This is a genomic window from Pseudomonas salmasensis, assembly GCF_014268375.2.
Classification (GTDB): domain Bacteria; phylum Pseudomonadota; class Gammaproteobacteria; order Pseudomonadales; family Pseudomonadaceae; genus Aquipseudomonas; species Aquipseudomonas salmasensis.
The window spans coordinates 4,804,359-4,827,017 of record NZ_CP077083.1 but is presented as its reverse complement, the minus strand read 5'-3'; the positions used below and the strand labels follow the sequence as shown (position 1 = coordinate 4,827,017).

The following is a 22,659-nucleotide window of genomic DNA, read 5'->3' as shown; positions in this document are numbered from 1 at the left end:
TGCCCCGCTTGTCTGAAACGGGTACGCACTGTCAATTCTGACAGTAGATGATTTTGCTCTGATGCAAAACACTTCAAGGCATCAACCCTACCCATGGACGGGTGAACCATGCCTATACATATTGCTTCATTGCTGCTCGCCTGCCTCCCGCTACTGGCGCTAGCCCAAGACGATCCGGTTGAACGCTTGCTGGCGCAAATGACCCTTGAAGAAAAAATTGGCCAGCTCAGCCAACTTGGCATCCAGGCTACGCCCACCGGCCCCGTCATTGATCAAGGCACGCAAACACAGATGCCCGTCACCCTGGTGGGGTCGGTACTGGGGGCGAGTACCGCGCAACAGACCCGCCAGTTGCAAGAACAAGTGGTCAACGGCTCTCGCCTGCATATCCCCTTGTTATTCGCCTATGACGTACTGCACGGTTTTCGGACGGTGTTTCCAGTGCCATTGGCGCAAGCCTCGGCCTGGGACCCGGACCTGACACAACGAACCGCACGCGCAGCAGCCGTAGAAGCCACCGCCAGTGGCGTGCATTGGACCTTTGCGCCCATGGTCGATGTTACCCGTGACCCGCGCTGGGGGCGCGTGGTGGAAGGCGCAGGTGAAGATCCGTTTCTGGGTTCTGCACTGGCTGCTGCCTTCGTGCATGGCTTTCAGGGCGCAGGTGCCCCTGATGTCTCTTCGATGCTTGCGACGGCAAAACATTTCGTGGCCTACGGCGCTGCCGAAGGCGGTCGAGACTATAACGTTGCCGACCTGTCGGAACGTACCTTGAGAGAAGTGTACTTACCTCCTTTCCAGGCCGCCGTCGCGGCCGGTGTCGATGCAATCATGCCGTCCTTCAACGAGTTGGCCGGCATTCCCATGCACAGCCATACCGCCCTGCTGACCGGTCTGTTGCGCAAACAATGGGGGTTTACCGGCTTGCTGGTCAGTGATTTCAATGCTGTCTGGGAACTGGGCCCACAAGGCATTGCCGCCACGGCGGCCGACACCGCACGGCTGGCGTTCACTGCTGGGGTGGATATCGAGATGGCCAGTCAATCCTATCGCCAACACCTGCCGACGCTGGTGCGCAACGGTCATGTGTCGCGCAAAAGCGTGGACGACGCCGTGCGTCGCGTACTCAAGACGAAGCAACGCCTAGGGCTGTTCGATGACCCCTATCGGTACAGCGACGAAGCCCGCGAGCGGGCCAGCCAGCTCACGCCCCAATACCGCGCCCTGGCTAGAGAAGCGGCGCAGAAATCCATCGTCTTACTGAAGAACAGCGGCCCATTGCTGCCGCTTTCCAAACAACCGGGCAAGGTCTTGGTTGTCGGCAGCCTCGCTTCGGACGCCAGCGCCACGATCGGCCCATGGGCCGGAGCCGGACGCGCCGAAGAGTCCGTCACAGTGCTGCAAGGACTGCGCAATGCAGTCGCACCCGGCAGCGAGATTGTTTATCTGCCCGGCGCCTCGCCCAGCAACCCGCATCTGCAGGATATCAAGCAGGTCGAACGCACGGCGCGTGAAAGCGACCTGCTCATCGCCGTGCTCGGAGAAACCGCAGAACAGAGCGGCGAAGCCCATAGTCGCGCCGAACTCGGCCTGCCGGGTGGGCAGAATGCGCTGCTAAGCACGTTGCTAAACACAGGAAAGCCGCTGGTCATCGTCCTGATGAACGGCCGCCCGCTGGTGCTCGATGAGTCAGTCCAACAAGCGCCTGCCTTGCTCGAAACCTGGTTCCTGGGCAGCGAGACCGGGAATGCCGTGGCCGATGTGCTCTTTGGTGACGTTAACCCCAGCGGCAAGCTGCCAATGACGTTCCCACGTCATGTGGGCCAGATACCGATTTACTACGCTCATAAAAATACCGGGCGCCCACCCAGCGGTGATGGCAGTTACGCTTCCGCCTACATTGATGTGCCCTGGACACCCCTGTATCCGTTTGGCTTCGGCCTGAGCTACACCTCGTTCGTCTACTCCTCTCCTCGCCTGAGTAGCCCTCGACTGACCTCCACCCAGACGCTGGAGGTTGAAGTCACCGTCACCAATACCGGTAAACGCGCCGGTGATGAAATCGTCCAGTTGTACCTGCGCGATGATATTGCCAGCGTCACTCGACCAGTGCGCCGGTTACGGGGTTTTCGCAAAATTCATTTAGCACCGGGCGAAAGCCGCAGCGTCAGCTTTACCCTGGGCCAACAGGACTTTGCCTTGCTCGACGAGCAGTTTTCGCCGAAGGTCGAGGCCGGCAGTTTTACCGTCTTCGTTGGGCCGGATTCGACGACTACCAACCAGGCGCATTTCGAGGTGAGCGATACGCGCGGGTTGCCTATTGCGGGGCAGTCTGTCTCAAGGGCGTTGCCCCACTGAATATACCTACAAGTGCCGATGTGGGTGATGGAGACCAAGCTGTTCACGTAGTCGCCTGTGCTCTTAAAGCTCGGCGACTTACTCACGGGGTGAAGTGAACAGCAAGTTCTATTCGTTCATGTGGCAGATGGCGCGGGCGGATAATTTTAGTCAACATGAACAGGCGCCGGAAACGGCACCATTCAAACCCACTCCCCTTAATACTCAACTTCAGGATTAAAGACGTTACAGACAACTATCGGCCACAGGACAGATGGCGACAAGCTGCACTTTATCTTTACCTATCCGTTGGGTACTGAGCAGTTTCCAATGCTTGGGAATTTTAAGTGTCAAGGTACCACCACCCTGCTCATCAACCAACCAGAGTCGACCTGACTCGGTCCTTAAAGACTCGAGATTTTCCACATAAACCTCGTCGGCTTTGTCTTGAAGCAACGTGGAAATTTGATATCCGTTAGGGCGCCCAGAGCTTCCATCTGTATGGGGCGGCGTGTACTCCATGGGCAGGCGCTGTAAACGATTGTAATAGACCATCGATAAATACATAAAAGACTGCAACACCAACACACCGTCACCCGGCTGCGCAGTGCTATTGACATACTCAGCCGACTCCCCAAGTTGGTTGTTCTCCCAACACTCTTCGCAAAGCTTGTTATACACATGCCCCAGGCCCAGCAACTCAACGACCACGAATAGTAGAACACCAACACCAAAAGCCATATTGCTTCGCCCCAACAGACGATCAAGCATTACAGCTATCACAAGAGGCAGCGCAAGCATGGCAAAAAACAAATACCGCGGATAAAACATAGGATGAATCAATGACACCAATGCAATGACTACCACTGGACACCACACATAGACAACTAATAACACGCTATTTCTACCAACACTTTTGTCCATTACCCAAATGGCTATCGACCCCGCCCACACCATTAACGCCAGACCGTAAATCATCCAATCAGGTAGTGAAGCACCCTCGCTATAATGGAGAAAGACCCCAACTAAATCGACGACCTTATCGACACTCACTTCTGGCACCCAATCGACCGCAGAGTATCTCATTTGATTCAGAAGACTTGGCACCCAAGGTAAAAAACATAATACAATCATAATATTGGCCAGCCACCAACCGCTGTTCTTTATATATTTATACCGCACTGAACGCCACGTGGACTGCAAAACCAAATAAATCCAATGAGAAAATATACACAAAACCGCAAAATAATGAGTATAGAGTCCAGCAACCATCAAACCAGTATACACCAGCAATATACGTTTATTTTCTGGCTGCCTTAGCCAATAAACAAACGCAATTGTAGCGCCCAACATCAGCGCACCCAAGAGTGAATACATACGAACTTCCTGACTGTAACGAACGGCACCCGGAAAAATCGCCAGAAGCACACCAGCCACTATTACAGCTCGCTGCGACATCAACAATCGAGCTAACCATATACCCAACACAACCGAAGCCATACCAAAAAACAAACTTAAACTACGAACTGAAAACACACCTTCACCAAAAATATTGATCCACCCATGCAGTATCAAATAATAAAGTGGCGGATGAACATCTCGTGCAGTATGGAATAAAATCTCAGAAACCGACTTCACGCTCAGCAATACACTAAAGGCTTCATCCAGCCATATACCTGTTGTCGTCAGATTATAGAACCGAGCAATCGCCGCAACAAAAAAAACGACAAACCAAACCAATGAACTCTTCCACAACGCACCTTTCATCAGGCTATTATAAATATTACGTCCGCTGCTTTCAGATGAGCTCATCAAATACCTCACTTACCTTCACTATGTTTTCAATCACATACCGCGGCCGATGCTTCGCCTCCATATAAATCCGTCCTACGTACTCCCCCAATATCCCGATCCCAATCAGTTGTACCCCTCCCAAAAACAAAATAGCCGTCATCAACGACGGATACCCCGGCACATCATTTCCAAACAACACTTTGTCAACAATCAAAAAACCCGCATACATCAACGCCACCAGCGAAATAAATCCCCCTATATAGCTCCATAACCGCAGCGGCAACGTGCTGAACGACGTGATGCCATCCAGCGCCAGGTTCCACAGTTTCCAACCATTGAACTTGCTCTGCCCCGCCGCTCTGGGCGCGCGGTCGTATTCAACGATGGCAACCGTGAACCCTGCCCAGGACAACACGCCTTTCATGAATAACTGCTGCTCGGGCAGGGTCTTGATCACGTCGACCACCTTGCGGTCCATCAACCGGAAGTCACCGACGTTTTCCTCGATATGGGTGTAGGCGATACGATTGAGCAGGCGATAAAACAGGGATGCGCTGTGGCGCTTGAGGTAGCCGTCGCTGGTTCGATCCCTGCGCTTGGCCAACACCACATCGGCCCCTTTTTGCCATTCGGCGACCAGCTGGGGCACTACCTCGACCGGGTCTTGCAAGTCCACATCCATGGGCACCACCGCGTCGCCCGTGGCATATTCCAGCCCCGCGAACAAGGCAGCTTCCTTGCCGAAATTACGTGAGAAATTAATAAGCATCACGTCGCTGTCGGCCATGGCAAGCGCCTGGGCATGTTCGGCGGTGCGGTCGGTACTGCCGTCGTTGATAAACACAATTTCGACCGCATGCTCGCGCAACAAGGGCTCATGCCGAATCGCGCGGTAAAACGCGCGCACCGTTTGTTCCTCGTTGAACAGCGGCACCACCAGCGAGATTTTCATTGTCCACGCTCGCGAAACACCACCCAGCGCGACAGCAAAAAACCGCACACCAGGCTGACCAGCGAAAACACCAGCACAGTGATAACCCCTGGCATACGCAGATGGTCGCCCAACCATCCCACAGCCAGGCTCAAGCCACCCATGCAGGTCATGAACATCAAGTAGCGGCCCCAGGAAACGGGGCTATCAAACGTAAAGAGGGCATTGATGTAAAACGAGAAGGAGGCTGCCACACAGAACGCCAGCAAATTACTCAGCGCCTGATTCAACTCAAACCCTGCCCGGAACATGAAAAACAGCTGCCAATGGATCACCGTATTGGCGATACCGATCAGCGTGTAGCTGGAGAATCCTTTCCAGAGTCGAGTCATGTTTCAGTCCTGTGCGGCTACGCCAAGCAAGCCACGACCGCCCAACGCCGTCTACTGTCAACCTTGACAGGTACGCCCCAAGCGCAATTGAGACATTCAGCAATACCCAGCCTTTGCAATTGCTTACAAATACCGCCAACCTGCGCCCGCCCGACGTGCGGCGACGCCCGCGCTCACCTATCGTCATTCAACTACTTGTTCAAGAGCCCGCTGCCATGCTGAACGGACGCGACCCGCGCATCGATTTTTTTCGGGGCCTGGCGTTGATCTTCATTTTCTGGGATCACGTGCCCCACAACCCCCTGGCCAATGTCACCGTGCAGAACTTCGGGTTCAGTGACGCCGCGGAAATCTTCGTGTTCCTGGCCGGCTACGCAGCCGTGCTGGCCTACGGCAAGATTCTGCAGCGCGATGGCTATTTCATTGCCTGCCTGAAAATCCTGCGTCGGGTGTGGACGCTCTACGTGGCGCATATTTTCCTGTTGGCGCTGTTGATGGGCATCGTGATTTTCGCCAACAGCCATATCGAGACCCGCGACCTGGTGCAGGAAATGGGCCTGGAATATTTCCTCACCAATACCCAGCAGGCCTTGCAGGATGAACTGCTGCTGCGCTTCAAGCCCAACCTCACCGACCCGTTGCCCTTGTACATCGTGCTGATTCTGAGCCTGCCGCTCACCCTGCCGCTGCTGGTGTATGTGCCCAACGTAATGGTGGCGATCTCGGTGGCGGTGTACCTGCTGGCGCCCTGGCAAGGCTGGAACTTGCCAGCGAGCAACGGCGGGGTGTGGTACTTCAACCCCATCACCTGGCAATGCCTGTTCATCCTCGGCGGCGCAGCCGCGTTGCGCTCACCTGGCCCCGCCCAAGCGCGCCCGTTGCTGCGCCAGCCCGTGTTCCTGGCCGCTGCGCTCTACGTGCTGGTTACTTGCGTGATTACCCTGTCGTGGCGCTGGCCCGAGGTGCATGACGCCTGGATGCCGCGCGTGATTGGCGAATGGCTGTACCCCATCAGCAAGACCGACCTGTCGCCGGTGCGCCTGCTGCACTTCCTGGCCCTGGCCTACGTCACCGCCAAATTACTGCCCGACGTCGGCTGGACACAGCAGTGGCTGGCCCTGCAACTGGCGCGGATGGGGCGTTACTCCCTGGAGGTATTTTGCCTGGGTGTGGTGCTGGCGCCATTGGCCGACATGCTCAATGCCATGGCCGGCGACAGCGTGGCGATCAAGTTATCCACGGCCTTGGCCGGCGCTGTGCTGATGGGCGTATTGGCGGCATGGCTGGACCTGAACAAGCGCCTGGACCAACGCTACATCAGCCGCGCCGTCGTCGCGACTACATAGTTAGCGACGCCGCTGGACGCCGGGATGGTTCCATTTGCCTTTGCACCCTACAGTCAAAGGAAATGGCGCCATGCCCACTCAGTTACGCCTCAACGGCTTATCCGGCAACCTGCAAGACAGCGAGTCCTGGAACCGACAACAAGCCCTGGAGATGATCAGCCAGACCGTTACCCAAAGCCTGGCCAGCCTCACACCCGACCAACAGCAAACCTACGTAAAACTGCAACGCGAGGCACACGCCGCCTTGACGGCGGTGGAGCACGCAAACGCCGCGTTGATCAGCACCTTCAAGACCCAGGGCCTGGTGCGCCTGCGCGAAAAAATCGGTGGCCAAGACCCGGAAAAAGTCTTGCTGCACACCCGCTACCTGGAGCCGGTCACCCCGCCGCTGCCGTGGGAGCCCCGCAGCAGTGACGTCAACGACCAACGCCAGGGGCGCTTTCGCCGCGCCTACGACGAATGGAAGTACCGCCCACACCTGTCGACGATGTCCCTGTGGGAAGCGGCCTGCCTGAACTTCAGCCACACCACCCAGACGCCCCAGGCATCCGGCCAGACCTTCGTCGATGCCACCTATCTTTCCGGCAACGAAGACCCAAGCCTGACCGTCGAAGCCTTCATCCAGATCACCCGTGAACTGGACCTGGGGGGTGAACTGCAAGGCGTGCTTACCGCGCAACTGGGCAGCGGTGGCAGCCTGTACACCTTGCTGCGCACCAGCGCACGCGCCTGCCTGCGTTTCGAAGCGCTTGAAGCGTATCGAAACCGCAGTGCCAGCGGCCTGACCCTCACCCTTTACCAGACGCTGACCCAAGTTATAGACAGCGATGAGCCGCTCCCTGCCATCGACCGATTGGCGATGAGTAAACCCTCAGGCGTATTTCCCGAGGTGACCCTGGCACCGCCCGCCACCGCCGTACCGCTGCCCCTGTTGCTGATCCCGGTGGCCAGCCGCGGAGTCATTTCCTATTTCCCCTTCCGACCCGGCGGCGCCCTGCGTTATCACCCGGATGCGAGCAGTGCCAACGCGCAATTTGTGGCGCAACTCAAAGACAGTCATCGCAAGCACGACCTGGGATGGTTTGCCCGCCAGCTACCGCTGGTTGAACTCAACGAATTCAAGCGCCTGCTCCACGAGGAACAGCGCCCGCCTGGCTTGTCTGCCGCCGCCAGTTTCCTGTACGACAGCCTTCACTACCTGTTCCCCGAAAGCACCGTGGCCGACCTGCGCTTTAGCGCATTGCCCAGGCCCTCACGACCCGCGTCCCTGGTCGAGACCTTGACCGGGTCGCTGGTTCAGCAATTCCAGGCCAACCTGGCGACGCTGGCCAACCGCCGTACCGACCGTGACGTGCAAGCTGTCGTCGACGGCGCCGCAGCCATTGCCGCCGAGGTGTTGGAGCTGCTGCTCACCCCCGTGCCAGGAGGGGTGACCGGCCTGAACCGGATCATGCAGGTCGCGGTGTTCGGCAGCCTGGGCCACAGCGTCCTCCAGGGCGTGAACGAAGCCCTCAAGGGCGAGGCCGCCAATTTTGCCGCGGCCATGGGGGATGTGGCCGACCTGGCGGTCAGCGGCCTGCTGATTTCCACCGCTGGCAGCGTGCATCGCAGGCGCATGAACAGGCTGTTAGAGCAACTGGGCAACCCACGCAAAGTGACACACAGCGATGGCACCCACACCTTGTGGAAACCGGATATCAGCCCCTATGCAATCCTCGATCAACACCTGCTCGACGGGCAGGTCGCCAACGCCCAGGGCATCTATTCGCTGCGGGAGAAACATTACGCCTGGCTGCAGCATGTTGAGCAAAAGCATGTGGTAGAGGTCGGCTATGACACCAGCCTGATGCGCTTCGTACTCAAGAACGATCATCGCGGCGGCTTCGCGCCGCCCATTGTGTACGACCCGCACGTGCAAGCCTGGACGCTGGACCTTAAAAACGCGCACACCCTGAGCAACGTGCAGTTGGCCGAACGCATGTTGCCCAACGGCTCGACCGCCGTGCCCGCTCAAGCCATGGAGACTTTGCTGCGCAGCACAGCCACCACCCGCAGTACCCTGGACGCCATCTGGCAGGGCCAACCCACGCCGGTCAACCTCGTCGAAGGGGTACGCCGGTTGCAAGCCGACCGGGTGATCGAGCAGCTCATCACGCAGTTCCATCGCCGAGGCCACATGCCGCCCCACGCCGACGGTGCGGTGTTGTGCCTGCTGACCCAATTGCCGGAATGGCCGGCGAGTGCCTTGATCAATGTGCACACCGCCGACGGCGCCGTCAGCGAAACCTATGGCGCCCTTGAACAGAGTGCTGCGGCCAGCACGCTCATCAGCCTCAAGCGCCGTGACGACGGAACCTACACCGGGCTCGACGAGCGCCCTGGCGTCGATGAGCAACTCTTCGCACTGATACTGCGCCAGCAACCGCCAGGCTCCGTACTGGGCAAAGCCGGCAGCCCGCATTTGACCGAGGCCCAGCGCATTGCGCGCCTGCGCGTGCAAATCAGCGCCTTGGCCCAGACCCGGCGCCTGGACCTGTTCCAGGCCCTCACCCGTTACGCCGGTTACGCCAGGCATGAAGTGCCGCAGGCCCATGCGGCCCGCGACTTGGTGCCCATCAAGGTGGCGCAGCCGTTGGTGGCCATCACGCCACTGCTGCACAAACTCCATGAGCTGTACCCACCACTCACCCCGGCCAACCTTGCGCAACTGCTCGAGCAACAACCGCTCAGCCCATCGCAACAGACACGTTTCCTGCACGACGCCAGCCTGCCCACCGCGACCCGGCAACTGCTGGAACAACACCGCACCGCCTTGCGCATCGACGCCGCCATCGACGGCCTGTATCACCCACGCCCGTTCAACCCCGACAACGATCAATGGGCCAGGGAATTTGCCTCAAGCCTGCTGCGCAAGTTGTTCAACCGCCACTTCGTGGTCACCGAAATGGCCAACGGCGCGCCGACCAATCGCTATGTGCCCACCGGGCCGGACGACACCACCGTGGAACTGCTGCATTACGGCGAAGGCCGCTACGAGGCGTACGACATGCGCAATGCCGGCCCCATTCCGGTAGTTCCGGCCATCGACAGTTTCTACCTGGCGATCGGTTCGGTGCTGCAACCTCACGAACGCACCCGCCTGGGCATGAGCGCCGACACCGACGCAAAGGGCCTGCGCAAAACCCTGGGGGATCTGATGAGCGCGCAACGCAGCCCCGAGGGTTATGTCAGCCTGCTCAATGGCTCCCTGGGCCAATACGAACAACCTCTGGTATTGCCCGCCGAACACCCGGCCAATGCCGAGGGCATCTACACGTGGCAGGACCAACAACTGATCAGCCTGTACGGCTCGCTGTATCCGATTACGTTTGACGAGCAGTTGCTCAAATGGCGACTCAAGCACCCGCAGAAAGTGGGGGTCGATACGCCATTGCTCGAACACAACCGGCACGGCGCCTGGCGCTTGGCGAGTGAAGACCCGATGAGCTGGGATGACCACCGCTTGCTGTACCGCCTGGGGCCGGAAAACGCCCATGTCGACCAGCCCACCTCGGCGCGCATCCTCGCCATTACCGACACACCGGCCCGGGCCCTGCGCGAGGTACACAGTGCCGGCCTGCCCCCGCCACCGCTGCTGGAGGACACCACCAAGCGCGTAGGTATCGAGCGGCAGATACTGCATTTTATCCAGGCGATGAGCACTGCATCGGCGCGCCACAACGCGCGGCCCACCCTGCAGTTGATGCTGTTGAGCTTGCTGCCCGGCTGGCCCGACAGTCATGCACTGCAAGTGGTGGATAAACACAATCAGGTGCTGATCCAGTACCCCGCCAAGGTCAAGGCACCTGTACAGATCATTCGCGTATCCCAGGGCAATGCGCGTGGCGCCACGCCGCTTTACGATGCGGCGCTCAACGACACCTTGGTTCAAGCGCTGTTGGGCGAGCTGCCTGCTACCGTCGAAGAGCGCCAGTTCAAGCTGGCCAAACGCATCGCCGAATACGCCTACCGCGAAAGAGCCCAACTGTTCGAGCAGTTCTACGCGCAAAGCGAGCAACCCGGCACGCTGCTGGAAACCCGCCTGAAACAGCATCACCCACAACTGCCGGTCAGCGCTGTGCGGGCGATCCTGGGCCAGGCCACGGCCAAGGAGCAACGCCAACTGCTGGATAAAAACCAGGTAGGCCTGCGCCTGGCCGAACAGGCGCACCTGACCGCCCACGACCTGCGTTTGAACCGCGCCTATGAAGGCTTGTACCTGACCACGCTGATGAACCCCGACAGCGACACCATTACCCTGCATATGCTCAAGTCACTCAGCGGTTGGCCTGGCGAGTTGCGCGTGGACATCCACGAGGACACCGACATTGGCCGCCTGCTGGAAAGCGGCGGGCACCTCAATGGCAGCGACCGCCGCACGCTTATCCGGGTCGCGGGTCGTTACCGCGCATGGGATAGGCAAGGCCGCACGCTCAACGACCCGGCCGACAGCACCTGCGATCTGCTGAGCGCCATTGCCCTGCTGCTGTCGCCCAGCGAATGCACCGCGTTGGGCATGGCCGACCGGTTCGACCTGGCCACTCTGCAATCACGGGTTGCAGACCTGGCGCTGAACCAACGCGTGGCAGTCAAACGGTTGCTCGACCTGCCCGCGATACCGCCATGGTTGCAGCCGCCGATGAAGGTAGACAGCTCATTTGTGGCCTATCCACTTTCGCTGCAAAACCTCTGGCCGTTCCGTGGCCCAAGGACCGCAGACCTGGTGCGCAAGGTACAAAAACTCTACCCCAGCTTCAGCGTGGAGCAGGCCGAGCAACTGATCGACTCACTGGACCTGTCAGCACCCGCCACCCTGCTGGAACTGGAGCGCCGCGAAGCCGAATACGCCACGCTGGATCACGGCCTGACCCAATGGGCCGAAACCCCGCAACCCATCGACGACCCGGCCACCGACCCCATGGGGCTCAACCTGGGACGGCGACGCTACCTGGCCCAGCACATTCGCCAAGCCTGGCGCCGCGAAACTTCGCGAGCGCATCGGTACGATTTCTTTGAGCGTCATTTCTTGCACTTGCAGCTCGAGAACAACAACCTGCCCGATGCCGACTTCATCCTCGGCACCAGGGGCTTTGAACATATCGAATATCTGAGCCTCTCAGGGAACGCATTCCCGGCGACCGGTCACGCATTCCTCAGCCGCTTCTCCAACCTGCGACAACTGGACATCGACTGCCAGCTCGACGAACTACCGACGCAAATTACCCAGATGCAGCACCTGGAAGTGCTGAACCTGGGCGGCAACCGCATCACCCTGGACGCAGATGCCCGCCAACGCCTGGCGCAAATGACCTCGCTGAGTGAGTTGAACCTGAACGACAACCCACTGCGCCTGGCACCGGATGTCAGCGCGATGGACAACTTGCGAATACTGAACCTGCGCAACACCCAGATTGATCAGTGGCCATTGGGCGCCGACGACAGGCCAGTGCTGAGCCGCCTGCTGCTCCAGGAAAACCGCCTGACCACCTTGCCGCACACGCTGTTCCAGCCCGGACGCATCGCTCAGGTACACCTTGATCTGCAGTTACATGACAACCCACTGGACGCCGACACCCTGGCCCGGATCAGAGCACATGCAAACCGCACAGCAACCGCCCTCGGCGGCCCGCTGCCAGGCATCGCCCACCAACCGCCCCGCGAGGCCGACTTTGCCAATTGGCTGAGCGGCGTACCCGCCGAACAACACGCCCAACGCCGCCTTCTGTGGGACCAACTGTTGTCCATCGAAGAACCCAGCCCGGATGATGCGTTTCGCGTGCTGCGGGATTTGACCCAGGCCTATGCCTACACTCAGGCAACCGCGCGCCGTGCCCTGACGGCAAGAGTCTGGAAGCTGCTGGAGGCGATGGGCAATTCCACCGAGTTACGCAATGAGATCTTTCTCACCACCTACCTGGCCGGCACCTGCGGCGATGGTGCGTTGCTGATTTTCATCGACATGGAAATCACCCACCAGCGCCATATCGCCAAGGTGCAGCCCGCCACCCTGCAGGCCAGCAGAGACCTGATGGACTTGTCCATCCGTGTGTTTTTCCTGCGTGAGCTGGATCAGTTCGCTGATGAGCACATCCTCGCGCTGCAGGCTGCTAGAAAAAACCCGGACGATGTGGAAATCAAACTGCACCTTCGCATCGCCCTGGCTGAAGAGTTCAACCTGCCGATCGGGCATGAAGAAATGCTGTATTCAGCAGAACGCTGGATCAAACCACAGGACGTACGCAGCGCCCGTCAAAGGCTGCAAAGGTTCAAGGCCAGCGACGCGGCAATCAACGTGTTGATGACCGAACCGTTCTGGATCGAGTTCATAGCCCGCCATTTACCCGAGCCCTTTGCGGCGATCAGCGCCACCACTCGCCATAAGATCGAGCGGCTGAACCGGGAAGAATCGGACCGGCGCTCAGACCTTTATCTGGAGCGCCGCCAGGCCATAATCGATGAAGAAAAAGACGAGTTGGCGCTGCTGGTACGCCAATTGACCCTGGCGGTGCAGGCCACAAAAACAACCTCCTGAAGGCCAGACACCGCCCGCTGTAGGAGCGAGCTTGCTCGCGAAAAACGTCAACGATAACGCGCCCATCCAGAATAAACGCGGTGCCTGTGAGTTCTTCGCGAGCAAGCTCGCTCCTACAAAAAATGCGGTGTGTCTGTCACTGAAGCTTTAACTGAGCCACCGCTATCGCAGTTGGGTATTGCCCACGGAATCAGCACCCAACACCAACCCCCCTGTAGGAGCGAGCTTGCTCGCGAAAAACGTCAACGATAACGCGCCCATCCAGAATAAACGCGGCGCCTGTGAGTTCTTCGCGAGCAAGCTCGCTCCTACATTTAGACGGAGCGGGTCGCGCTGCTGTTGGTAACGGCGGGCTGCAACTTGAATACGTAGTACAACACGGTCAACAGCACCAGGAACGCAGGCCCTACATACAGCGCCACACGGGTCTCCGGGAAGTACGCCATCAGGCCCACCACCAGCACCAGGAACGCCAATGCCAGGTAGGAGCTGACCGGGTACAGCCACATACGGTACTTGAGGCCCGCTTGCTCGGCCGGGCTCAGGCTTTTGCGGAATTTGAGCTGGGCCAGCAGGATCATCAGCCAGGTCCAGATCGCGCCGAAAGTAGCGATGGAGGTCACCCACACGAACACCTGGTCTGGCACCAGGTAGTTGAGCAGTACGCCCAGCAACAAGGCAAAGATCGACAACAGCAACGCCTTGCGTGGCACGCCGTTACTGGAGGTGGTGCCGAACGTCGCCGGTGCCTGGCCGTTCTGCGCCAGGCTGTAGAGCATGCGCCCGGTGCTGAAGATGCCGCCGTTGCAGGACGACAACGCGGCGGTGATCACCACGAAATTGATAATGCCCGCAGCGGTCTTGATACCCAAGCGCTCGAAGGTCATCACGAACGGGCTGCCCTGGGTGCCGATTTCATTCCACGGGTAGATCGACAGGATCACGAACAACGCCCCCACATAGAACAGCAGGATGCGCCAGAACACCGAGCCGATGGCGCTGGGAATGGTCTTCTGCGGGTTGCGCGCTTCACCGGCAGTGAGGCCGATCATCTCCACGCCCAGGTAGGCGAACATCACCATCTGCAACGACATCAACACGCCCTGCACGCCGTTGGGCATGAAGCCGCCGTGGGTCCACAGGTTTGAAATGCCCAGTGCCACGCCGTCATTGCCAAAGCCGAAGGCGATGATGCCCACGCCGCCGATCACCATCGCAATGATGGTGACGATCTTGATCAACGCGAACCAGAACTCGAACTCACCGAACGCCTTGACCGCGATAAGGTTGATGGTGCCCATGCTGATCAGCGCCGCCAGGGCCCAGATCCAGCGCGGCGTGTCGGGGAACCACACGCCCATGTACACCGCCACGGCGGTGATTTCCGCGACGCAGGTCACCAGCCACAGGAACCAGTAGTTCCAACCGGTGAGAAAGCCAGCCAAGGGGCCAAGGTAGTCCTGGGCATAACGACTGAACGAACCGGCTACGGGGTTGTGCACCGCCATTTCGCCGAGGGCGCGCATGATCACCAGGATCGCCAGGCCGCCAATGATGTACGAGAGCATGATGGCCGGGCCGGCCATTTCGATTGCCTTGGCCGAGCCGAGAAACAGGCCGACACCGATACAGGCGCCCAGGGCCATCAAGCGAATGTGGCGCTCGCCCAGTTCACGTTTGAGCGGGCCGCCTTGAGCGGTCTCGCCAGGGGGCAGTGGTTTGCCAACAGGCATAGGGATACAACCTCATTTTGTTATTGGATTTAGCCACCGAGTCTCAGGCGTATCAGCCGGTGGGCTCATACACCGGCCGGACCGGGCCTGCCTCGTGGGCAAACCCGCCTGGCGCAAGTGCGCGGCCAGGACAGCGGGGCGTGCAGTATAAAAAGCTACCGATAGGGCTTTTCACTCAATAAACGGCAAAATTTGGCGATAAGCCCCGGAAAAACCGGCTTCGACGGATCGGCTTCCCGCTGTCTAGACCGGCCCTGCCAGGGCAAAACGGCGCAGAGTATTGCATAACTTCCAAAACATGGGGCTCACCGAGCGCAGGTGTCATTAACCGCAGCAACGAGCCCGCCCCCACAGAAGCGCCTTTGGCCGACAAATCTCATGGCACAGGCAATCTGCGTCTACGCTTCAGACAAGTCCGATCAATCTGTAAGAATGGATCAATCGACTATGGGCGCTCTGCAGCACACCGATGCCACCCAGGCTGACCTCGACCCCGACAGCCCGTCACCAGCGCCTTTGCCGAAAAAAAACAGACCCTGGCGTCGCGTGGGTTGGCTGATTGTGTTGATGGCCTTGATCGCCCTGGCTTTCGCCGTGCACCGGGAGGTGCAGACCTCACGCTGGCAGGCCCGCGTATTCAGCGAATGGGCGGCGAAGCTGACCTACCGGGTGGCCCCAGGCGCCAGCGATGCAATGGTGTACCCAGGCGCGGGCCCCTTCGATCAGCGCCTGGGCTACAGCGCACTGGGCGAGTTTCTGCCGCGCTTGCTCAAGCGCAATTACATGATCGAGTCCCAGGCGCGCTTTTCCGAGGCGCTGATGAACTACAGCCGTCACGGCTTGTTTATACCCTACGCCGAGAAGATCCAGGCCGGCTTGACTATCACCGATTGCCGCGCGGCGCCGCTGTATCAATTCAACTACCCGACCCAGCTGTACGCGCGTTTCGATGACATTCCGCCGCTGATGATCCACAGCCTGCTGTTTATCGAAAACCGGGCACTGCTTGATCCCGACCCTGCGCAAGCCAACCCCGCCGTGGACTGGCCACGCTTTGCCAAGGCGGCGTGGTCTCAAGTGGCGCGCCAGTTGCACTTGCCGGGGCAGTCGGCGGGCGGCAGCACCCTGGCCACCCAGCTGGAAAAGTACCGCCACTCGCCCGACGGCCTGACCCTGTCGGGCAGCGAGAAAATCCGCCAGATGCTCTCCGCCAGCGTGCGCGCTTACCAGCATGGCCCCGATACGCTTGCGGCGCGGCGCAACATAGTGCGCGACTACCTCAACAGCGTGCCCCTGTCGGCCGTGCCGGGCCATGGCGAAGTGCATGGCATGGCCGAAGGGTTGCGGGTGTGGTACGGCGCCGATTTCGCCCAGGTCAACCGTGCTCTGCAGGATACCGCCACCACACCGGCCAGCCTGGCGGCGCGGGGCTTGGCATTGCGTGAGGTGTTGTCGTTGATGATCGCCCAGCGCCGCCCGTCCCATTACCTGGCCAACGGTCGCGACGAACTCAAGCAACTCACCGACAGCCACCTGCGGCTGCTGGCGCAGAACGCGGTGATCGACCCGCCCCTGCTCAAGGCCGCACTCGCCGCGCGGGTTACTTATCGCGACTGGCTGCAACAGCCCACACTGCAACCGATCGACAGCAACAAGGGCGTGAGCGTGGCCCGCAGCCGCCTGGCGGCCCTGCTCAACCGGCCGCTGTACGACCTCGACCGCCTTGACCTCGCGGCCACCAGCACCTTGCAGGCCGAGCTGCAAACCCAGGTCACCGCTTACCTCAAGCAACTGGCCGACCCGGCATTCGCGGGCAAGATCGGCCTGCTCGGCGAACGCCTGCTGACGCCCGCCAGCACGCCGCAAGTGCGCTACAGCTTTACCTTGTTCGAACGCACCGCCGACGGCTCACGGGTGCGGGTGCAAACCGACAACACCGACCAGCCCTTCGATATCAACGAAGGCAGCAAGCTGGAACTGGGCTCCACCGCCAAGTTGCGGGTGCTCACCACTTACTTGCAAATCATCAGCGAGCTGCATGATCGCTACGCCACACAAACCCCGGCGGCGTTGAAAAAAGCCGACATCGCCGAGCAGGACCGGCTCAGTCGATGGGCCATCGATTACTTGCTGCAGGCCCCGGATAAATCCCTGGCAGCCATGCTTGAGGCGGCCTTGGACCGCACCTATTCAGCCAGCCCCAACGAAGGGTTTTTCACGGGTGGCGGGATGCATTACTTTCATAACTTTCGCAACGAAGACAACGGCCGCAGCCCCACATTGCGGGACGCGCTGCGCGAGTCGATCAACCTGCCGTTCATTCGCCTCATGCGTGACCTGACGCGGTACGTCACCTACGCGGGCGCCAACAACAGTGCGCAATTGCTCAAGGATGACGGCGACCCACGCCGCCAGGAATACCTGGCTCGATTCGCCGACCGCGAAGGCACCACCTTCCTGCTCAAGTTCTGGAAGAAGTACCAGAAAAAAGACACCCAGGCGCGCCTGAAAACCTTCCTCGACAGCCTTCATCCCACCGCGATTCGCTTGGCGGCGGTACATCGCTACCTGTTTCCCGAAGCGAACCAGGACACTTTCAACCGCTTCGTGCGCTCCCATTTGACCGGCGTGAAAACCACCGCAGCCCTCAGCGACGAGCGCCTGCAACGCCTGTACAAGGACTACGGCCCCGGCACCTACGACCTGCCCGACCAAGGCTATATCGCCAAGGTCCACCCCCTGGACTTGTGGTTGCTCGGTTACCTGCTCAACCACCCGCAGGCCACCTTCAGCGAAGTGGTCAAGGCCAGCCAGTTCGAGCGCCAGGAGGTGTACAGCTGGCTGTTCAAGAGCCGTCATCAAGGCGCGCGCGACAGCCGTATCCGCACCATGCTCGAAGTCGAAGCATTCCTGGATATCCATCAGCGCTGGCAAGCGGTGGGGTATCCGTTCGATCACCTGGTGCCGTCGCTGGCCACCGCCATCGGCAGTTCGGGAGACCGCCCCGCCGCGCTCGCGGAACTGATGGGCATCATCCTCAACGACGGGGTGCGCGGCAAAGTGCTGCGCATCGACAGCCTGCACTTTGCCGCCGGCACCCCGTATGACACCCGTGTGGTCAACACGCCCGACCCCGGCAAACGGGTGATGCCGTCCGAAGTCGCCAGTGCCTTGCGCGGGGCGTTGTCGCAGGTGGTGGACGCGGGTACGGCCAAACGCGTGTCGGGCAGTTTCACCCAGGCCGACGGCACGCCAATGGCCATGGGCGGCAAGACCGGCACGGGCGATAACCGCATCCAGGCAATGGGCGCGGGCGGGCGCTTGATCAGTTCCAAGTCGATCAACCGCACCGCCACGTTTGTATTTTTTATGGGTGACCATCACTTCGGCACGCTCACCGCTTTTGTGCCTGGCAGTTCGGCGCAAGGTTTCAAGTTCACCTCGGCGTTGCCGGTGCAAGTGCTCAAAGGCATGGCGCCGATGTTGATGCCTTATTTGCAAGGGTCGGGAGGGATGATGTGTCGAGGCTCGTGATTGGCTTGTGCGTCAGTCGGGTAAGTGATTGGCCGCACGACCGCTTTCGCGAGCAAGCCCTAATGCCAGTCAGTTAAGGCTTTTTTGTAGGAGCGAGCTTGCTCGCGAAAAACTCAAAGGCGCCGCGTTCATTCAGCAAGCACGCGTTATCGTTGACGTTTTTCGCGAGCAAGCTCGCTCCTACAGGAGGGCCAATGTGGGAGCGGGCTTGCCCGCGAAAGCGATGGATCAGCCACCGCAATATTTGAAACCTAAACCTCCGAATCCCAGATCACCGTCACCACCCCCGTGTAGGTACTGCCGGGTTGTTTGAGCATTTCCTTCACGTCATCTCGCTCTACGGCAAAGTGCAGGCTGCCGGGGCGGTTGTTGACGTAATGGCCGGATTGGAACAGCTCGCTGCCGCTGCCGTCCAGGCGCAAGGGCAGCTTGTTCACGGCTTGGCCATATTGGTCTTGTAGACCGAAGGGCAGAGTCACGCTGACCTGCAGTGGCACCTCGTCCCCGCCTCCATTACGCAGGCCGCAGGTGTTACCGATGACCAGGCTGCACTCAAGCTGCATCTTGAAGTGCCCGCTGGAATAGATGCGGAAGGTCTGGTCACGAAACAGGCGCGACGGTTGGCGGCCACGATTGAGCCAGGCTTGCCAGCCACCTTCAGGCAACAGCTCGACGCGGTTACCTCCTGGAGGCAGTTCAACCTTGAGGATGTGATCGACGCGAAGGTCGAAGTTGAAGGTCAACACATTGTCAGTCGGTATCATCACGTCACCGAAGTCAAAATCCGCGCCCGGCCCGATGCTGTAGGTGAGCGAGCCGCGATATTCACCACTGGCCATGCCCAGCGGGTTCGGGGTCTTGAGCTCGTAGCCATACTCCACGGGTTGATACGACATCCGCGGAATAGTCGTACTGGGGATCACACTGCAGGCTCCTCCGTTTTCCGGGACTATCCAGAAGTACAGCAAGTAAGTGGTGGATGCCGCGATGTAGTTAACGCCTCGACAAGAATCCACGCCGTACCGCCAGGGATGGTCCCACGGCCTTCCAGGTGCGTTCCACGCAGACACGCCGACGCCGCCGCCCACGTCCCATCTGCCGCCGATACCGGCGATACGCATCTGTACCGTTTCAACCGCTCCCGTGGCGACATGGGTCACCTGAACATCGCGCCACGATGAGGGCACCTTGAAATACGCGCCTTTGCGTGGGTCTTCATGAAACGCCTCAATAGGTGCTATCGAGTTAAAGCGCATTGAGTCGTTACGAATGCTAAAGGTGTTGAACGACTCACACAGCGCCGGCACGTGCCAGGCGCAGATGCCACTGTGCGGGGTCGTGTTCTGGAATTTGTTGACCATCGGGTTGGTGGGGTCAGGACGAAACACCGCCGTGATATTTTGCTCCCACGCCTGCACAGGCAGGCTCGCCCAGCCCAGGCCCATTGCCAGTGCGCAAGGCCCCAGCCACTTTTTGATTGCGGTAACTAACTGCATAGAGACTCCGATTCAGCGACCCATTGGTTTTCACGCGCCAGGCTCAAGGCGCCGGAAAGTCGAACACCAAGTGCACCGTGCCGTAATACTCACCCCCCCGGTAACCGTCCTGCGGCTCGATGGCTGAGATCTCCAGTTCGGCGCGCCGGCCCGGGCGGGCCTCCTCGGCGCTGAGTACCTGCGTCGGGTCCAACGTCAACGGCACCCGATTGAACAGCACCTGCAAGTCGATACGGTTGCGCCCGCTCAGCAAATAAGGCGTGTCGCCCAAGCGTGCAGTCACGCCGCCATTGATATTTTTGACGTCGAAGTTCTTGCGCAGGCGGCCAAGCCGCGCCGTTGCCAGGTCCCACGCCAGCACTTGGTCATGCCCCATCCAGTCCGGCTCGGAGGGCAGCACATAGGCCTCCTCGATCGGGATGGTCACCGACACATCGAAGCTGTGGCGTTCCTGGAACGCCTGCGCCGGCTCGCCCAGGATCACAGGGGTGATCAGTACCGCCAGTGCTGTCAGTTGCTTGAACATTGTCATCACCCGTTGCTGTTGACCGTCATCGGTTTTTTGTCACGGCCTTCGATCAGTTGGAAACTGAACTGACGCTCGGGCTTTTTCTCGAACACCAGCTGGCGGCCGGGCAGGATGTGGTGCTTGGTGGTGGCTTCACAGTCGGACTTTTTCGCCACCGAACAGTCCCTGAATTCATCGAGCACCACCACACTGTTGCCGGCATTGCGCAAGGTGTACTGGCTGTCGGTCTGGCTGATCTGTGTATCGAAACGGGTGTTCTGCGGGCGTACAAAGAACACTGTGCCGTAACCGGCCATGACGTTGACCCCGGCCGCCAAGGCGTCTTTGTAATCGGCCCGCTCTTCGTCGGTCACGGCAAAGTCGTCTTCTTTTTCCGGCACCACCGGGATGAAGCGCACGCGGAAATACCGCTCCTTGTCGCGCAGGCCCATGTACAGCAAACGCGTGCCCTGGCGCCCGCCCGCGGGCACGATCAGCCGCGCCGGGCTGGCCATCAGGCCGTCGCGGTTGGTGGCGGCACCCTTGGCGTCAGTCATTGAGGCGACGGGCACTTCCCTGGACGTGCCATCGGCGTTGTAGATGATCTCCAGCACATTGACCTTGATAAACGCGGTGCTGGTACCGCCGTTGTAGACACGCTTGAGGTAGGAACTGCGATCACCTTCCAGATAGTCATACACCACCCCGACATTGATTGCCGGCCCCGCTTGGGCGGTCAGCGACAACAGCAACAGCCCGACCGATAACACTGCATGTTTCATGTTTGATTACGCCTCATTGGTTGAACCCAGCCAAACGGCTGATATGCGGTAAATGCCCGCCTAGACTTCCGAATCCCAGATCACGGTGACCACGCCGTTGTAGGTGCTGCCCGGGTGTTTGAGCATCTCCTTGACGTCGTCGCGCTCCACGGAAAAGTGCAGGCTGGCGGGGCGGTTGTTGACGTAGTGGCCCGGCTGGAACAGCTCGGTGCCCGTGCCGTCCAGGCGCAAGGGCAGCTTGTCGACGGCCTGGCCGTACTGATCGCGCAGGCCAAAAGGCAGGGTCACGCCGACCTGCAATGGCACCTCATCCCCGGCCTCATTGCGCAGGCCGCAGGTGTTGCCGATGGCCAGGCTGCATTCGAGTTGCATCTTGAAGCGGGTGCTGGCGGAGATGACGACGGTCTGGTCGCGAAACAGCCGCGAGGGTTGCCGCCCGCGATTGAGCCACGCCTGCCAGCCCCCCTCGGGCAACAGCTCGACGCGATTGCCCCCAGGTGGCAGGTCCACCTTGAGGTTGTGTTCCACTCGAAGGTCGAAGTTGAAGGTCAGCACATCATCGTTTGGCCGGTAAATGTCACCAAAATCGAAATCCTGGTGCGGCCCGACCCCGTAAGTAATCGACCCTCTGTATTGCCCAGCGTCCATGTCCAGGGGGTTAGGTGTCCTCAGTTCATAGGTGTACTCAAGCATGCTGAAGCTGGAGGAGGGAACATTGAACGGCGTCACTAGATTGCACGCACCGGCGCCCTCCGGTACCAGCCAGAACCACAGCCGCAACGTGGGGGCCGCCGCCCACATGCCGGTGTATTGGCAGGGGGAAGGTGGATGCGTCCAGTTGGCAGGTAATGGGCTCCAGGCCTGCACACCCGGAGGGTTGGTTGTATTGAAACGGCTGCCGATACCCGAGATGCGCATCTCTACGGTTTTGCGGTCGCCCTTGGGTGAGACCACCTCGAAACTGCGCCACTCGGAGGGAACCTTGAACATCAGGCCTTGGCGCGGATCCGCATGGTTGGCCTCTATCGGGCCGGTGGCGACAAAGTTGATATCCCAGGTGCGGATACTGAAAATCCCCAACGCCTCACAGCGTGCCGGCATATGCCCAGGGCATACCCCGCTCTGTGGGGTGGTGTTGGTGAACCTGTTCACCATGGGATTGCTGGGATCCGGTCGGAATTCAGCGGTGATGTCTTGCGTGGCTGCAAGGCCCAAAGGGGTGAACGAACACAACA

General features: G+C 59.8%; 12 protein-coding genes. 4 read left to right on the top strand and 8 right to left on the bottom strand.

Features of this window, described 5'->3' with window-relative positions:
* Positions 1-108 precede the first annotated feature (108 nt).
* Positions 109-2,358: a glycoside hydrolase family 3 N-terminal domain-containing protein gene (locus HU731_RS21580; protein ID WP_186609262.1), complete on the top strand. Its 2,250-nt coding sequence runs from the start codon at positions 109-111 to the stop codon at positions 2,356-2,358.
* Between the two features lie 225 nt (positions 2,359-2,583).
* On the opposite strand, the gene HU731_RS21575 is transcribed toward HU731_RS21580, so the two are convergent.
* Genes HU731_RS21575 through HU731_RS21565 form a run of 3 tightly spaced genes read right to left on the bottom strand, consistent with a single transcriptional unit; the run spans position 2,584 to position 5,454 of the window.
* Positions 2,584-4,149, bottom strand: a complete 1,566-nt coding sequence (locus HU731_RS21575) for a glycosyltransferase family 39 protein (RefSeq protein WP_186609257.1) — start codon at positions 4,147-4,149, stop codon at positions 2,584-2,586.
* On the bottom strand, positions 4,136-5,083 hold the full coding sequence (locus HU731_RS21570; protein ID WP_186609255.1) for a glycosyltransferase family 2 protein: 948 nt from the start codon (positions 5,081-5,083) through the stop codon (positions 4,136-4,138). The genes HU731_RS21575 and HU731_RS21570 overlap by 14 nt, the downstream gene beginning before the upstream one ends.
* Positions 5,080-5,454: a GtrA family protein gene (locus tag HU731_RS21565; RefSeq protein WP_186609253.1), complete on the bottom strand. Its 375-nt coding sequence runs from the start codon at positions 5,452-5,454 to the stop codon at positions 5,080-5,082. The genes HU731_RS21570 and HU731_RS21565 overlap by 4 nt, the downstream gene beginning before the upstream one ends.
* 215 nt (positions 5,455-5,669) lie before the next feature.
* On the opposite strand from HU731_RS21565, the gene HU731_RS21560 reads away from it, so the two are divergent.
* Positions 5,670-6,800: an OpgC family protein gene (locus HU731_RS21560; RefSeq protein WP_186609251.1), complete on the top strand. Its 1,131-nt coding sequence runs from the start codon at positions 5,670-5,672 to the stop codon at positions 6,798-6,800.
* A gap of 70 nt (positions 6,801-6,870) precedes the next feature.
* Positions 6,871-13,371 (top strand): NEL-type E3 ubiquitin ligase domain-containing protein, encoded by a 6,501-nt coding sequence (locus tag HU731_RS21555; RefSeq protein ID WP_186609249.1) that lies wholly within the window; start codon positions 6,871-6,873, stop codon positions 13,369-13,371.
* Between the two features lie 314 nt (positions 13,372-13,685).
* Here HU731_RS21555 and HU731_RS21550 read toward each other — a convergent pair whose 3' ends face one another.
* Complete coding sequence (locus HU731_RS21550; protein WP_186608578.1) at positions 13,686-15,104, bottom strand: amino acid permease; 1,419 nt, start codon at positions 15,102-15,104, stop codon at positions 13,686-13,688.
* A gap of 447 nt (positions 15,105-15,551) precedes the next feature.
* Between HU731_RS21550 and HU731_RS21545 the strand changes: the two genes are divergently transcribed.
* Positions 15,552-18,638 carry a transglycosylase domain-containing protein gene (locus HU731_RS21545; RefSeq protein WP_186608577.1) on the top strand — a complete coding sequence of 1,029 codons (3,087 nt, stop codon included), beginning with the start codon at positions 15,552-15,554 and terminating at the stop codon, positions 18,636-18,638.
* A gap of 251 nt (positions 18,639-18,889) precedes the next feature.
* Here HU731_RS21545 and HU731_RS21540 read toward each other — a convergent pair whose 3' ends face one another.
* The 4 genes from HU731_RS21540 to HU731_RS21525 are packed head-to-tail and all read right to left on the bottom strand — an operon-like array spanning position 18,890 to position 22,579.
* Complete coding sequence (locus HU731_RS21540) at positions 18,890-20,134, bottom strand: hypothetical protein (protein WP_186608576.1); 1,245 nt, start codon at positions 20,132-20,134, stop codon at positions 18,890-18,892.
* A 43-nt stretch (positions 20,135-20,177) separates the two neighbouring features.
* Entirely contained in the window at positions 20,178-20,660 is a 483-nt protein-coding gene (locus tag HU731_RS21535) for a CS1 type fimbrial major subunit (RefSeq protein ID WP_186608575.1), read from the bottom strand.
* 5 nt (positions 20,661-20,665) lie between these two features.
* Positions 20,666-21,424, bottom strand: a complete 759-nt coding sequence (locus tag HU731_RS21530) for a molecular chaperone (protein WP_186608574.1) — start codon at positions 21,422-21,424, stop codon at positions 20,666-20,668.
* Positions 21,425-21,484: 60 nt separating this feature from the next.
* On the bottom strand, positions 21,485-22,579 hold the full coding sequence (locus HU731_RS21525) for a hypothetical protein (RefSeq protein ID WP_186608573.1): 1,095 nt from the start codon (positions 22,577-22,579) through the stop codon (positions 21,485-21,487).
* Positions 22,580-22,659 lie beyond the last annotated feature (80 nt).

Bases quoted from the DNA above. Each gene is read 5' to 3' on its own strand.
- HU731_RS21580 (WP_186609262.1), top strand. From the start codon at position 109: ATGCCTATACATATTGCTTCATTGCTGCTCGCCTGCCTCCCGCTACTG.
- HU731_RS21575 (WP_186609257.1), bottom strand. From the start codon at position 4,149: ATGAGCTCATCTGAAAGCAGCGGACGTAATATTTATAATAGCCTGATG.
- HU731_RS21570 (WP_186609255.1), bottom strand. From the start codon at position 5,083: ATGAAAATCTCGCTGGTGGTGCCGCTGTTCAACGAGGAACAAACGGTG.
- HU731_RS21565 (WP_186609253.1), bottom strand. From the start codon at position 5,454: ATGACTCGACTCTGGAAAGGATTCTCCAGCTACACGCTGATCGGTATC.
- HU731_RS21560 (WP_186609251.1), top strand. From the start codon at position 5,670: ATGCTGAACGGACGCGACCCGCGCATCGATTTTTTTCGGGGCCTGGCG.
- HU731_RS21555 (WP_186609249.1), top strand. From the start codon at position 6,871: ATGCCCACTCAGTTACGCCTCAACGGCTTATCCGGCAACCTGCAAGAC.
- HU731_RS21550 (WP_186608578.1), bottom strand. From the start codon at position 15,104: ATGCCTGTTGGCAAACCACTGCCCCCTGGCGAGACCGCTCAAGGCGGC.
- HU731_RS21545 (WP_186608577.1), top strand. From the start codon at position 15,552: ATGGGCGCTCTGCAGCACACCGATGCCACCCAGGCTGACCTCGACCCC.
- HU731_RS21540 (WP_186608576.1), bottom strand. From the start codon at position 20,134: ATGCAGTTAGTTACCGCAATCAAAAAGTGGCTGGGGCCTTGCGCACTG.
- HU731_RS21535 (WP_186608575.1), bottom strand. From the start codon at position 20,660: ATGTTCAAGCAACTGACAGCACTGGCGGTACTGATCACCCCTGTGATC.
- HU731_RS21530 (WP_186608574.1), bottom strand. From the start codon at position 21,424: ATGAAACATGCAGTGTTATCGGTCGGGCTGTTGCTGTTGTCGCTGACC.
- HU731_RS21525 (WP_186608573.1), bottom strand. From the start codon at position 22,579: ATGGTGAACAGGTTCACCAACACCACCCCACAGAGCGGGGTATGCCCT.